General features: G+C 50.7%; 11 protein-coding genes. 9 read left to right on the top strand and 2 right to left on the bottom strand.

Annotation, left to right across the window (positions count from 1 at the left end; all coding sequences use genetic code 11):
- Positions 1-189 precede the first annotated feature (189 nt).
- Positions 190-810, bottom strand: a complete 621-nt coding sequence (ytaF, locus tag ABF463_RS10690) for a sporulation membrane protein YtaF (RefSeq protein WP_415533621.1) — start codon at positions 808-810, stop codon at positions 190-192.
- 313 nt (positions 811-1,123) lie between these two features.
- Between ytaF and ABF463_RS10685 the strand changes: the two genes are divergently transcribed.
- The 9 genes from ABF463_RS10685 (at position 1,124) to ABF463_RS10645 (ending at position 12,933) form a co-directional block, all read left to right on the top strand.
- A complete protein-coding gene (locus tag ABF463_RS10685; RefSeq protein WP_415533620.1) occupies positions 1,124-1,921 on the top strand; it encodes an HAD family hydrolase in 798 nt (265 codons plus the stop codon).
- Between the two features lie 177 nt (positions 1,922-2,098).
- A complete protein-coding gene (locus ABF463_RS10680) occupies positions 2,099-4,069 on the top strand; it encodes a hypothetical protein (protein WP_415533619.1) in 1,971 nt (656 codons plus the stop codon).
- Between the two features lie 585 nt (positions 4,070-4,654).
- Entirely contained in the window at positions 4,655-5,575 is a 921-nt protein-coding gene (locus tag ABF463_RS10675; RefSeq protein ID WP_415533618.1) for a glycosyltransferase family 2 protein, read from the top strand.
- 461 nt (positions 5,576-6,036) lie between these two features.
- Positions 6,037-7,347, top strand: coding sequence for a hypothetical protein (locus ABF463_RS10670; protein ID WP_415533617.1), 1,311 nt, complete (start codon positions 6,037-6,039; stop codon positions 7,345-7,347).
- A 67-nt stretch (positions 7,348-7,414) separates the two neighbouring features.
- Positions 7,415-8,125 (top strand): response regulator transcription factor, encoded by a 711-nt coding sequence (locus ABF463_RS10665; RefSeq protein ID WP_415533616.1) that lies wholly within the window; start codon positions 7,415-7,417, stop codon positions 8,123-8,125.
- A gap of 40 nt (positions 8,126-8,165) precedes the next feature.
- Positions 8,166-9,596 (top strand): ATP-binding protein, encoded by a 1,431-nt coding sequence (locus ABF463_RS10660; protein ID WP_415533615.1) that lies wholly within the window; start codon positions 8,166-8,168, stop codon positions 9,594-9,596.
- 75 nt (positions 9,597-9,671) lie between these two features.
- Entirely contained in the window at positions 9,672-10,709 is a 1,038-nt protein-coding gene (locus ABF463_RS10655) for a DUF1385 domain-containing protein (RefSeq protein WP_415533614.1), read from the top strand.
- Positions 10,710-10,746: 37 nt separating this feature from the next.
- Positions 10,747-11,610, top strand: a complete 864-nt coding sequence (prmC, locus tag ABF463_RS10650; protein WP_415533613.1) for a peptide chain release factor N(5)-glutamine methyltransferase — start codon at positions 10,747-10,749, stop codon at positions 11,608-11,610.
- A 15-nt stretch (positions 11,611-11,625) separates the two neighbouring features.
- Positions 11,626-12,933: an aminotransferase class I/II-fold pyridoxal phosphate-dependent enzyme gene (locus ABF463_RS10645; RefSeq protein ID WP_415533612.1), complete on the top strand. Its 1,308-nt coding sequence runs from the start codon at positions 11,626-11,628 to the stop codon at positions 12,931-12,933.
- A gap of 80 nt (positions 12,934-13,013) precedes the next feature.
- Here the strand turns inward: ABF463_RS10645 and ABF463_RS10640 are convergent, their stop codons facing one another.
- Positions 13,014-14,855: an MFS transporter gene (locus tag ABF463_RS10640; RefSeq protein ID WP_415533611.1), complete on the bottom strand. Its 1,842-nt coding sequence runs from the start codon at positions 14,853-14,855 to the stop codon at positions 13,014-13,016.
- Position 14,856 lies beyond the last annotated feature (1 nt).

The following is a 14,856-nucleotide window of genomic DNA, read 5'->3' as shown; positions in this document are numbered from 1 at the left end:
TGTATATTGTGTACAATATGTGATAGATGTCAGGGGAAGCGTTTTGGGCTATATTGAATATACGGGAACAAGTGCGTGATTATGCCCCTAATCTTTTTGATAAAGTTCCTACATAACATTCGTAAAAATGTTCATTAGGCTCATTAGGCATGGATAGCCGTTGTGTATCGGTTTATATGATGTTGGTTCTTACAAAACCGGAATGAGCTCATAGACACCCAGCGCAGCGATGGCGATTCCAGCAATTAATGGAGCAAAGCGCCCCAGCAGGCGGGAAGCCCAGTTTTTGCCGATCAGGCATCCGATAAAGATGGCTGCCAAGCTGAAAAAGGTGGTGCATAAAGTGGTGAGCAGGATGTCGACACCCGCAATGCTGGCTCCAAGGCCGAGACCGGCGTTATTGATTGTCAGCGCGAAGGCCAGAATTGTTGCTTCCCGTAAATCGATGCTGCCGTTTGCATCGGCATCGGCTTTTTCCGGAGCATCCAGCAACTCGCTCAAATGGATGCCGTTACTGTGCCGTGGTTTGGAGGGCTTGGATGGCTTGGCACACAAGGCGCCTTTTATACTCCAGATACCGATGCCAATCAGCAGCAGACTGCCGATTATGTCGGCGATGGAGTGCGGTAGAAACCGGCCAATCCAAACGCCCACTGTCATAAACAGCAAGGTGCCCCCGCCGGAGATACCGGCAATCAGCAGATTGGGAATAGGACCGATCTGAATTTTTCGCATCCCATAAGTAATGGCGACTGTGAAATTATCGAGGTTTGCCGAGAGTGCAAAAAGAAAGATTGCTAAATAACCCATTAGAACCACCTTGTCTTCACGGTTTTGCCCGAAAGCAGCGGGAGAGCTGGAGCAAAACGTTGGATTTCAGAACATGACAGTGCTTCCATAGGCCAATGGCACAGAAGCTCCTTGTTCATCCTATTGTGAATTCGCATCCGTGTGACAGGTGCATGAGATGGCTCTTTCCATACGGGTGTAAAAATATGCAGCATGTTGGTTTGCGTGCATAGCGAAAATAGTATATAATGGAATGCGGTTTGCGACATTTGGCCTGGCATGGAAAAATATTGCTGATGCCGCATGGCAAGGCGGAATATAAGGAGGGGTCATCATGCTGAAACTGGTGGCGGCGGATATGGACGGTACGCTGCTCAACAGCCGACGGGAACTTTCGCCAAGATTGTTTCCTGTTTTGCAGAAATTGTTCGACAAAGGCGTGCGGTTTGCCGTGGCGAGCGGGCGGCAGTATTATAATCTACTGCATCTGTTTGAGCCAGTCCGGGACAAAATCTCCTTTATTTCGGAAAATGGCGCAATGGTCGTCGACCGTGGGCGGACTTTATGGGTGAGCGAGTTGCCCTCGAAACAGGTTGCGGCGGTGCTGGACGCCATCCATCGGACAGATGGCGTGCTGCCGGTGCTGTGCGGGGAGAAAAGTGCTTATACGGAAGCGGATGATCCCTTTTTTGTGGAAAATGTGGAGATGTACTATTCGCGCTATCAGCGAGTGGCGAATGTGATGGACGCGGAGCGGCAGGATCGTATTTGCAAGATTGCCGCGTTTGACATGAAGCAGGCGGAAACAGGTGCCTATCCGCTGCTGCAGCCGTTTGGCGGGGCACTGAATGTCTGTCTCTCCGGCAGCCATTGGGTGGATGTGATGAATCCCAATGTAAACAAAGGGGAGGCCATCCGCGTTTTTCAAAAAGAATATGGCATCGCACCCGACGAGTGTATGGCGTTTGGCGATTATCTCAACGATTACGAAATGCTGCAAGTTTGCGGGGAGAGCTATGCGATGGCCAATGCACATCCCAAGCTTAAGGGAGTCAGCCGCCACATAGCCAAATCGAATGACGAGGACGGCGTGGTGGAGGCCCTTTGCGAAGCGTTTGATATACGGGTTTAATGGTAGATGCTTTAAAATTGTCTCAATATTGTATGATGGTTTTGATGGGTTAAAGCCATGTGCTAGACCTAACAAATCTGGATTTTAGCATATTGTTAAACAGATAATGGATAAAAAGCTTGTTGCATGGGAAAGAGCAGCGATGAGGATGAAAAAGATGAAAGAGGTATTTACTTTATGGAAATAGGAGAAAATTTTTTTAGGAAGATAGTGCAATTACCCATTAAAGATTTTGTAAAACAGTGCATTAAATACCGCTATCTTTTGGCGCTGATACTGTTTGTAATCCTGACTGTCTGTAAAGTAAACGGTAGTTCTATCAGTATGTGGAACAATTATATCCCATCAGATTCCCCCAGTTCTGTGCTTTTAGGGAAAGCCAGAGCAATACGCAGTGATGAGTGGCTTGTACAGACACCATATGATCTTGCGCAGGACAACAGCGACACGCCTTATTCTGTTGTCAATGGGAATATCACGATGTCCGGTCAGAATATGATCGTTTCTTATGGGTCGGCAGTATGGGATATTTCTACGTTGGCAAAACCGCTGATGTGGGGGTTTTTGCTGTTTGGTTCTTCATATGGTCTTGCATGGTACTGGAATCTGAAACTTCTGCTGATGCTTCTGCTTTCGTTTGAACTCTGCATGATGATTACCCGACGGAATCAGCTAATATCGGTGCTGGGATCGTTTTGGATCGCCTTTTCTCCGGCAATACAATGGTGGTTCATGCAGCATGTGGGGGATATTGTCTTTTACATGGAAGCACTTGTGGTGCTGTTTTACACATTCTTTCGGTATTTTAATCGGCCGGCTGTTAAGATTGCATGCGCTGTGGGATTTGGATTGTCTTGTGTGGGCTATGCCTTAACACTCTATCCGGCGCTGCAAGTGCCTCTGGGCTATTTGACGCTGTTGCTGTTGATCATGGTGTTTATAGGGTTTCGTAAAAAAGTAGTCTTTTCCTATAGGGACTATATACTGATAAGCTGTGCGGCTATTATGGCACTTGGCATTCTACTGCATGTCTATCTGATTTCTAAGGATGCAATTGCGGCAATTGTCAACACATCTTATCCGGGTCACCGAGTCAGTACCGGAGGAGAGGGTCTGCCATACAGCATCAATGTGTTTTTGACCAACGTGTTTTTACCGTTCAAAGATATTCCGCCTGCAATTTCCAATAATTGCGAGAGCAGTAGTTTTTATAATTTTTTGCCGGCTGTTTTGCTGGCAATACCATTTTTGGTGAAGCATCATGCGCGGCATTTGCGCTTTGGCATTTCGTTGTCGGTTTTTTCACTGCTTTGTATTGCGTATAATTATCTGCATGTGCCGGTTTGGTTTGCAAAGATTACGCTGCTGTCTTATGTTACTGCGCACATTGGTTTGGCATATGCATTTTCTGCGATGCTACTTAGTATTTGGGCATTGTCGGAACTTTGCCGTCTGGCTGCCTCACATCGTATAAGCCCTTGGCTGGCAAGTGTTTTCTGTGCGGGCATTGCGGGATTTTATTTCCTTTCGGTTTATGATACGCAGTTAAAGGCTTATGTGCGGCTGCGGTATTATATTGCCTTCATTTTGGTTCTGCTTGTTCTCAATTATCTTTTGCTGCGAGGTTTGAAGTGGCTTTTCTCTGTGGTTATGTTTGGGGTGGTAATGGTGTCCGGTACCACGGTTAATCCGATCAATGTTGGTCTTGGCGGAACTTTTCATAGCGAGTTGACGGTACAGATCCGCAAGATCCGCGATAGTGACCGCAATGCGAATTGGATCGCTAACAATAATTCATGTATGGGAAGTTTCCTGCAAGCAACTGGTGTAAGGGATCTGGACGGCATCAATTTTTATCCCGACATGAAAAAGTGGACACTGATAGACCCTAAAAGGAAATATATATCCACCTACAACCGATATGCACATATAAATGTGCAGTTGACAAAAGATCCTACTAGTTTTTCGTTATTGCAGATGGATAGTATTCAGGTTTCTTTGAATGTTGACGACTTGCAGAAGTGGCAGGTCAAATATCTGCTGACCACGTCCACATTGGAAGCTTTTGACGATGCAGAAGTACAGTTTTTGCGTGTTACGCCTCAGACTGTCAATGGTTATTATATTTACCAAACAGTTTACCGATAAGTGTCTTTTCGATTTTTGGTCAGAAAAGAAGCCTGCCTTTCAAAGCGCGGTAAATGAATTTGCACGAGTCATCGCAAACGCATTATATCTTGACGCATCTAATGTGTTATCTTATAATGAGGATGATATTCAGGGAATGGGCCTGTTCATGGGGCAGACTATTAAAGAAATGTACAATGACTCCTTTGAACAACGTGGATATCTTGCCTCTTTGATTCAAGGAGTTTGGGCGATTATACATCATTTTCCTTGTGGTTTTCACCATTGTGTATTGGTCGATTTGGAATGATTGGTGTGCAAGGTAGATGCTTTATACCTGTTGCTTTGATGGCGCTGCTTTTACTGGCAAACCGTTTTGCTATGTACTTTGGGGTATTTTGAAAAAATGAATATGTGGTTTGATAGGGCTGATGGTGTTCCTGTTGTGGCAAGCTCGAATATATTCATTTTTATATTTTTTGAGATTTTAGAGTACCTGAGGATTTTGTTTGAAAGACATGGTCATTAGAAGCTACCATGCCGTGTTTTAAAGCAACTGTTGTGGCGGATAAAACGCAAAAATGTTTTTTGGAGAGGATGTAAATTTTGAAAATTGCCATTTTGATTCCTTGCTATAATGAAGAACTGACGATTGCGAAGGTAATTAAGGATCTTCATAGAGTGCTTCCAGATGCGGAAATATATGTTTACGATAATAATTCGAAAGATAAAACAGCCAATATCGCACGGGAGAACGGTGCAATCGTCCGTCAAGAACCGAGGCAGGGAAAAGGGAATGTGGTGCGCAGCATGTTCCGCGATGTTGAGGCGGACTATTACATTATGATTGACGGGGATGACACATATCCCGCAGAATTTGCTTCCGAATTGTTGGAACCGTTGATCAGCGGGGAAGCGGATATGACAATTGGGGACAGACTATCCAATGGAACGTATAGAGCCGAAAACAAACGCCCATTTCATGATTTTGGAAACAATCTGGTTAAATCTCTCATTGGACGTTTGTTTAAGAACGATATCAATGATATTATGACTGGTTATCGAGGCTTTAATCGTTACTTTGTCAAAACCATGCCCATCTTAAGCGGTGGCTTTGAGATTGAAACGGAAATGAGTATTCATGCGCTTGATAAAAAATTCCTGATTAAGGAAATCCCGATTACCTATCGGGATCGACCCGAAGGGAGTACTTCTAAGCTAAATACCTATTCGGATGGCATTCGGGTTTTGGGTACAATTTTAACCTTGTTCAAAGACTTTAAGCCGTTACCGTTTTTTTCTATTGTGGCGCTTGTGACATTTTTACTCGGTGTCTTAGTTGGTTTACCGGTCATCAGCGAATTTATCCAGCTGCATTATATCTACAAAGTCCCGTCCGCCATTTTGGCATTGGGGCTGGTGCTTGTTTCCGTTATGCTGGTTTTGAACGGTCTTGTACTGGATACACTCGTGAAAATGAACCGCAAGGACTATGAATTATATCTGAATCGTTACCGTTATCTCTAAGTGTGAGGCCCAGGGCAGGCAAATTGTTTACTTCTTTATGAAAATGAAGTATACTGATTTAAACAGAGCAGCAAAACGCAGAGAGTCTAAATTGTTTGCTGTTTGGCAAGTCTCATTTTGCTCGATATCGCATGACGGTCGTTTTTTAGAGAAAAAGTAATGGGTTTGTAATAAAAGTGTAACCATCGGCGGCGAGAGTGGTGCTATAATTTGTGTTAGGAAATAATGTTGCCGCGTTCTGTCGGCAAATTTCCCGATTACATTGTCCCTCTATTTTTTTCGTGCCGGTTTTAACCGGTATTTTTTTTTGCTTTTTCATGACAGCGGAGTGTATGCGCTGCTGATTTGTGTTCGGCATTGCGGTGTTTGGAAGCAGTTTTTGAGAACAGGGCAGGAGATGGCGACAAACAGAAAGGATGGCGCGCTTGCGGTACGGTTCAAAATGGCTTCTGGGTTGCCTTATGCTTTTTCTGACAGTGACGCTGTCAGGATGTACGGTGGTGTCCACCGATGTGACGGCACTCATGAATCCGCCAAAACTTACAAAGCAGCAGCAGGCCATTGAGCAGACGCTTACCAATGCGCTGGGTGGCGCGCAGCACACCTTGAAACATCCGCGCAACGGCAATTACCGGTCTTCCTTTGTTCTGCACAGCTTTGACCATGGACTTTCGACTTCGGCGCTCGCGTTCTATACATCATCCAAGGAAAAAACCGGCACACACGTAATGGTGATGAAGGAAACTAATAAAAAGTGGCAGGAAGTATGCGACATCAGCGGAGACGGTAACGAAGTCGACCAAGTTATGTTTGGAGATTTTGACGGCAATGGAACGGATGAGCTGGCCATTGGGTGGACGTCATTTACCAGCACAGACATGGTGCTGGGCATCTATGCATTTCATGGTAACAAATATGAAAAGATATATCCGGATACCTACACGGAGATGACGCGCGTCAGCATGACCGGCAGCAATAAGGATGAATTGTTGCTGCTCAAACTCGATAGTGCCAATAAGAAAGCAACCGCGTCGCTTGTAGGTGCGGTCGCCGGTTCCATCGGGACAATCAGCCAGACGCCTCTCGACAGTACGGTTACCGGTTACGCAGGCCTCTATCCCACGGAGGAAGACGGCTCCCCAGCGGTGCTGATTGACAGCCGCAAAGGGACGAAGACGATGGTTACGGAAATGGTGCTGTGGAAAAACGGCACGCTAACATCTCCGCTTTATGATGCGGACAAAAAAACAGCTTCGGCGGAAACACTGCGGGAGATTCCCATTGCCTGTCAGGATGTAGATAACGATGGCACCATGGAGATTCCGGAACCCGTAGAGATGCCCGGTTATGAAGATATTTATAGTGGAAAAACGACGGACAAAATCTGGGAAGTGCGGTGGATGGACTGGAAAAATAACGCATTGACACAAAAATTGTGCTCGGTCATCAATAGTACCGAGGGCTATACCTTTATCTTGCCGGATAATTGGGATAACGGTGTACAAAATGTCACCGTCATGCGGGAAAACGGCGACGCCGACTGGGCGTTTTATGAATGGAACCCCGTGACGCGGCAGGTTGGCCTCCGTTTGTTTGATATTATGGCATATGCAAGCGATGTGTGGGATACAATGGATGCAAATTCTTCGTTGCAGCGTGTGACGGAAAGTGACGGGATGGTGTATGCCTATCAGCCAAATCCGGCGGGTGTGGGCAGCCCATATTATCTGGACATTGGGGCAGTGCGCCAGCACTTTAAGCTGATTGACTGAATGAGGCCCCAAAGAAGATGAAGACCTCCGGTTTGGCGTATCAGATCGATAGATAGGGGGAGTTTGTGTGCCAAAGACAATTTTAGTGGTGGAAGACGAGCAGGCTATCCGCGAATTTGTGATTATCAATCTCAAGCGTGCGGGCTATGAGGTGTTGGAGGCAGAAACAGGGGAAACAGCGATTAAGCTGTATGACACACATGCGGACGAAATCTGCGTCGCTTTACTGGATATCATGATGCCGGGAATGGACGGGTTTGCCGTCTGCCGCAAGCTGCGTGAAAAAAGCAAAACGGTGGGCATCATTATGCTGACTGCACGCACGCAGGAAATGGATAAAGTCGGCGGGCTGATGATCGGGGCGGACGATTATGTAACCAAGCCGTTCAGCCCGTCGGAATTGGTCGCGCGGGTGGACGCGCTTTATCGCCGCCTGAACCTTGATGCCGGCGGAGCAAATGATGAACATGGGATTGTGTCAGGTGATTTTGTTTTAAATACCAAGAGCCGCACTTTTTACCGGCATGGCCAACCCATTGAATTGACACAGATGGAGTATCAGATTATCAAGTTTTTTATGGAGAATCCCAATGCCGCTCTTTCACGCGGAGATATCCTCAACCATGTGTGGGGCGAGGATTATTTTGGTGAACTCAAGATTGTTGATGTCAATATCCGCCGCCTGCGCATGAAAGTAGAAGAGGACCCCTCCCATCCCCGTCATATCCTGACGGTGTGGGGATTCGGATATAAATGGAGCAAAGGGGAAACCGTGTGAGTTTGCGGGCTGTTTTTGGCGGACGGCAGGAGCGTTATCCATGAAAATCAAGCAAGTATTTATTTTTAAAGGCATTACCAGACGGTGGGTTTTCAATAGCATGGGCATTATCATTGCCATCCTCGGCATCGTCTGGATTGCTTTTGCCTTTGCTGTGCATAGCTACTACTATAATACCGTACAAAGTTATCTCACTACCGAGGCCCGGGTGTGTGCAACGCAGTTCACGCGGGATTTAGACCCGCAAACGCCGGATTTCTATACTACCGCGAAGGATTTTGTGGATGGATTTTCCGATAAAGATAACATGGAACTGCTCATTTTGAATAAAAAGGGCGATATTCTGTTGACATCCAGCGATTTTCTGCCAGACCACAAGCTGTCTATGCCGGACTTTGCGCAGGCAAATGCGTCGTCGCAGGGTATTGGTAATTGGATGGGGGTGAACGCGTCCACCGGTGAAAAGGTAATGGCAGTCACGAGTATCCTGCGCGACACACAAGGCAAAGTGCTGGGCGCCGCGCGTTACGTGGTTTCACTTTCACAGGTGGACTGGCAAATCGCTCTGTTTTCACTCATCAGCGGGGTCGTTTGTCTCTCGATTATTCTGTTTGTGCTGTTTTCTGGGATGTATTTCATCAATTCTATTGTGGTGCCGGTTCGTGAAGTGACTGCTATGGCAGGGCGCATTGCCTCTGGTGATTACAATGCCCGCATTGGCAAGAGCTATGATGACGAAATCGGTGAACTTTGCGATACGATCAACAATCTCGCGGGTGAACTGGGTACGGCAGACCGTATAAAAAATGACTTTATCTCTTCGGTGTCGCATGAACTGCGCACCCCGCTCACGGCGATCAAGGGCTGGTCTGAAACCATTCTGGGCTGCAAGCCCGGCGATCAGGATACCCTCCAAAAGGGGATGCGGGTCATCATCGAGGAGACGGGCCGCCTGTCCAATATGGTGGAGGATCTGCTGGATTTTTCTCGGATGCAAAGCGGGCGGTTCCGTATGGCCATCGACAAGATCGATATTCTGGCGGAACTGGGCGAGGCTGTGCTGATGTTCTCCGACCGTGCGCACCGCGAGGGTCTTACGTTCGTCTACAATGAGCCGTCGAGCCTGCCACCGTTGATGGGTGACCGCAACCGGCTGAGGCAGGTGTTTGTCAATATTTTGGATAACGCGTTTAAATATTCCGAAGCGGGGGGCATCGTCAAGGTAGAAGCGCTCAACAACGGTGACCACATCAGGATTATCATCAGCGATACCGGCTGTGGCATCCCGTTGCGGGATCTGCCTCGCGTCAAGCAGAAATTCTATAAAGGCAACCTTACTAGGCGAGGGTCCGGTATTGGTCTGGCGGTAGCGGACGAAATCGTCTGCCTGCACGGCGGAACGCTGGAGATCGCCAGTGAGGAGAACAAAGGTACAGCCGTCACCATCACGCTGCCGACCGCTTCTAAATGAATGGCGCGGCGTTTGAATGATGGATGACCGACAGCCGTGTATAGCGCGGCGCTTCAAACGGGAGGAAAACGTCAAGTGGCGAGAACAAACCATCGAACGATGATTGGCGGCCAGGCTGTGATTGAGGGCGTGATGATGCGCGGGGTGCGGTCTACTGCTATGGCGGTGCGGCAGCTCGACGGCGGCATTCATGTGGAAACCTGGCAGAACAGCAGCATCCGTGACCGCTACCCAATTTTGGGGCTGCCAATCCTGCGCGGTATCGTCAATTTTGTGGAGATGCTGTATTCGGGGTACAAGACGCTGATGACCTCTGCGGAAATCTCCGGGATGCTCGACGATGAAGAAACATCACCCACACGGCAGCACATGGCCGGGGTAGAAACCGGTCAGAACAGCGCAGCAGGGGAAGCGGACGCGGAATATGCCATGCAGGGTGATGAACGGCCGAACAATGAACCGAATGAACAGAGCGACCAAACGCCTTCATCCAAGGCAACGACGTTGGCTGCGGGAGGAGCCATGGTGCTGGGGCTGGCGATTGCGGTAGCTTTTTTTATTTTATTGCCTGCCGTGCTGGTCAAGTACACCTCCGGCATCGTCCATTATGGGATGTTCCGTTCTGTTGTGGAGGGGGGCGTGCGGTTGGTACTGTTTATCGGATATTTGGCCGCCCTCTCCCGCATGAAAGATGTCAAGCGGCTGTTCGGTTACCATGGTGCGGAGCACAAGACAATTTATTGCTATGAACACGGGGATGAACTGACGGTGGAGAATGCCCGCCGCTACACGCGCCTGCATCCCCGCTGCGGCACCAGTTTTCTGCTGATTGTTATTGTAATCGGCATCATTGTGTCCTCGTTTCTCACTTGGGACAACTTGGCGCTGCGTGTGCTGCTCAAGCTGCTCCTGCTGCCGCTGGTGGTGGGGATATCCTATGAAATCATCAAGTTCGCCGGGCGGCATGATACCGGGTTGATGCGTGGCGTGCTGGCACCCGGCCTTTGGCTGCAAAAGCTGACCACCCGTGAACCGGATAACAGCCAGCTTGAAGTGGCAATCCAATCATTACAGGCTGTACTGACCGACAACCCGGCAGACGATGCGTGGTGAACCCGTGTGCGGGGGAGCGCAGGGTGAGAGCGGCGCTATGACCGGACGGGCACTATACCGCGCCATCAAAAAGCGGTTGGAACAGGCAGACAAACCGGCGTTCGACGCGGCTTGTCTGCTTGAAAAACACCTGCACATCAAGCGGGGAGAACTGCCTTTGCGCGGCGAGGCACTGGTGCCGGAGGCTGTTTGTACGGCGCTCTGGGCTGATGTGGAACGACGTGCGGCAGGGGAACCGCTGCAGTATCTGCTGGGCGAGTGGGAATTCATGGGTTTGCCGTTCAAAGTGGGACCGGGCGTGCTGATTCCCCGTCCCGAAACCGAATTGCTGGCGGAAACAGCGATTTCTTATCTGCACCCGCGTGAGCCGGTGGCTGAGCGGACTGCCCGCCTGTTGGAACTTTGCGCGGGAAGCGGCTGTGTGACAATCTCTGTGGCACAGGAGACCGGCTGCGAAGCGGTCTGCTTGGAGTTTTCTACCGACGCGCTGGCATTTCTGCGTGAGAATATCAGACTGCACCGGTTGGAAGACCGGGTGTGTGCGGTGCAGGGAGATATGCTCCGGGCACCACGGGATACGCTCACCGGTTCATTTGATGTGCTGCTTTGCAATCCGCCGTATATCCGCACGGACGAATTGCCTACGCTTCAGGCGGAGGTATGCCGTGAGCCGGTGCTTGCCTTGGACGGCGGTGCAGATGGCCTGCGCTTTTACCGTGCACTTTGTGCATGGATATCGGTGCTGCGCCCCGGCGGACTGCTTGCCTGTGAGGTGGGGATGGGGCAGGCACAAGACGTGGCGCATTTGCTTACGCACGCCGGCTTGATGGATGTCGAAGTGCAGAATGATTACGCAGGGATCGGCCGCATGGTGCGGGGATTCCGCACGTTGGATATTTGAACGGCGGATACTTATATGTCAGATACTACAAAAGGAAAATGGAGGACATGTTTCGGCGTGGACATTTTTGGAATAGATGAAAAGATTGAGCGGGCCTCTGAGAAAGCTGCGCAGACTTGCGCGCCTGTGTTTGCACGCATTGAACGGATGGCGGCCAAAAACAGCCGTAAAGTATTGGCGGCGTTCGCGGAAAACCGCGTAAGCGAATCGCATTTTGCACCGTCCACCGGCTATGGCTACGGCGACCGCGGAAGGGACACACTGGACAAGGTCTTTGCGCGGGCTTTGGGTGCGGAGGACGCGCTGGTGCGGCATCACTTCGTTTCGGGTACACATGCTATCTCCACGGCGCTGTTTGCAGTGCTGCGCCCCGGCGATGTGATGCTTTCCTGCTCCGGTTTGCCGTATGACACGCTGCATGGGGTCATCGGCTTATGCGGCAGCGGGCAGGGTTCGCTGAAAGATTACGGCGTGCAGTATGAGCAGATCGACTTGCTGCCCGCAGGCGGCTTGGATTTGGACGCTGTAGCGGGCAGGCTGCGCCAGAGTGCCGTCAAGGTGGCATATCTTCAACGTTCGCGCGGGTATAGCCTGCGTCCGTCGCTGACCATCGAGGCCATCGCGTCTTTTTGTAAAACCGTCAAGCATGCTTCTCCCGACACGTTGGTGGTGGTTGACAACTGTTACGGTGAATTTGTGGAAGAAATGGAGCCGCCGCAGGTGGGTGCGGATCTCATCATCGGCTCGCTCATCAAGAATCCGGGCGGCGGCATGGCCGATTCAGGCGGCTATATTGCCGGACGGCATGACTTGGTGGAACTGGCGGGTTACCGCCTGACCGCGCCGGGCGTGGGCCGCGAGGTTGGAGCAAGTCTTGGCAATACCCGTGCGCTGTTCAAAGGTCTGTTTTTTGCACCGCATGTCACCGCGCAGGCGCTCAAGACTGCTGTATTCGCGGCAGCTTTGTTTGAACAATTCGGATTTGCCGCCACACCGCGCTGGGACGCGCCGCGCACCGATATCATTGAAACGATTGAGCTGGGCGATGCGGATGCTTTAGTGGCGTTCTGCCAAGGCTTGCAGAGCGGTTCGCCCATTGACGCTTTCGTGCGGCCGGAACCGTGGGACATGCCGGGATATGATAGTCCGGTCATCATGGCGGCGGGTGCGTTCACGCTGGGTGCGTCCATTGAGCTTTCCGCCGATGCGCCGCTGCGTCCGCCATATGCTGTTTGGATGCAGGGCGGGTTGACGTTTGAAACCGGTATGGTTGGTGTGCAGTGTGCCGCGCAGGCGCTTTTAAATGGTGGGTTCTTGAAATAAATGCATCACAGAAAAGAGGCTGCCCGATACGGAAACGTACCGGACAGCCTCTTTTTGTTGTGCCTGTAAATCTGCGGGGATTATGCCTCTTGGTCGTTGTCCTCCCCGTAGACATACCGCCCGCCGCGCAGGAAGGAGGCCACCGCCGCGATGGCCGACATGGCGGCAGACATGTAGAACGCCAGCCGCAGGCTGGACATCACCGCGGGTGCGATGGTGAGGGGGAAGAACCGAGTACCCAGCAGCGTGGCGCGCGAAGCGGCAGGCAGCGCGGAAAGCACGGATGCAGGTACCAAATGACTCATGGGATTGTATCCTAAAAACGCCGAGAACAACGCGACTGTCGGCGGAAGTTGGGAGATTTTTACTGCGGAGGCCACCGGCACGCCTTGCGCAATCAGCCCCTGTGACAGGATGGGTGGCAGCTGATGTACCATGCCGATGAGGATGATGGAAAAATAGAGGGTCATGCTCAGCGCAATACCGGTATTCTGGAGTGTAGAACGCATACCGGCGGACGCGCCGCGTTGGTTGGCAGGTACGGCGTTCATGATGGCAGTGGTGTTCGGTGCGGAGAACATACCCATGCCAAAACCGAGGATGAGCAACAGCACAAAAAAGATGCCATAGCTGAAATTGGCGGGCAGGAAGGTCAGCAATACGAAGCCGACTACTGTGAGTATCATACCGCCGGTGGAGAACCACCTTGCGCCAAAGCGGTCGGAGAGCATCCCGCTCAACGGCCCCATAGCAAAAAAGCCCGCCATCATTGGCAGCATGTAAATGCCGGACCAGAGCGGCGTGGAGGCGAAACTGTAACCATGCAGGGGGAGCCAGATGCCTTGCAGCCAGATGATGAGCATGAATTGCAGACCGCCGCGTGCCACAGAGGACAAAAACAGGCTGATGCATCCACAGGAAAACGCGCGGATGCGAAACAGACGCAGATGGAACATTGGGTTTTTTATGCGCAGTTCCACGATTACAAAGCTGATTAGCAGCAGGATGCCGATCAGACAGCCCACGATGACAAGGGGGTTGCGCCAGCCCATTTTATCGCTGCCATAAGGCATGATGCCGTAGGTGAGCGCCAGCAGCAGCACCGTCAGCCCCACGGCAAATGTGATATTGCCTGCCCAGTCGATCTTCTGTGAACGATCAGGCTGGGTGGTTTCTTTCAGTTTGAGGTAGGCCCAGACCGTGCCGAACAACCCGGCGGGTACACTCACCAGAAACACCAGCTTCCAGTCAATATCCGCGAGCAGGCCGCCTACAATCAAGCCAATGAGCGAGCCGCCGATGCCTGCAATCTGATTGATGCCCATTGCCATGCCGCGCTGGTGAGAAGCAAACGCATCGGTGATAATGGCGGTGCTGTTGGAAAACAGGAAGCCTGCGCCAACACCTTGCAGCAGCCGCAGGATAATGAGCTGTTGTACGCCCGCCGTGCCTTTTCCGGGTGCGAGGAAAAGCAGCACAGAAGTGACGGCGAAGACGGCAAACCCCAGATTATACAGCCGTACCCGCCCGTAGATGTCTGAGATGCGGCCAAAAGAGACCAGCAATGTGGCTGTCACCACAGTATAACCCATCAGCATCCAGAGCATATAGGGTACGTTGCTTGCCTGCATGGGGTCTACATGCAGCCCCCGGAAGATGGCGGGAAGTGCAATGAGGATGATGTTGCTGTTGAGCGCCGCCATCAGGATGCCCAACGTGGTGTTGGAAAGCGCCAGCCACTTATATCCGGGTGAAAGCGGCTGGGCAGCGGGCGCCAGAGTGGTCTTGTGTTGCAAATGAAACAGTCCTTTCGATGCCGTGTTGGTTGGCAAATGTGTTTTAAAAAATTTTGCCCTGTAGGCGCAGGCGTAGTTGACAAATCCTTCAAAGTATATTATAAATACAATTAGTTGAACATACAAC

Origin of the sequence: Ethanoligenens sp., from assembly GCF_047718355.1 — a bacterium.
Lineage (GTDB): Bacteria > Bacillota > Clostridia > Oscillospirales > Ethanoligenentaceae > Ethanoligenens.
This window is presented reverse-complemented; position numbering and strand designations above follow the sequence as displayed.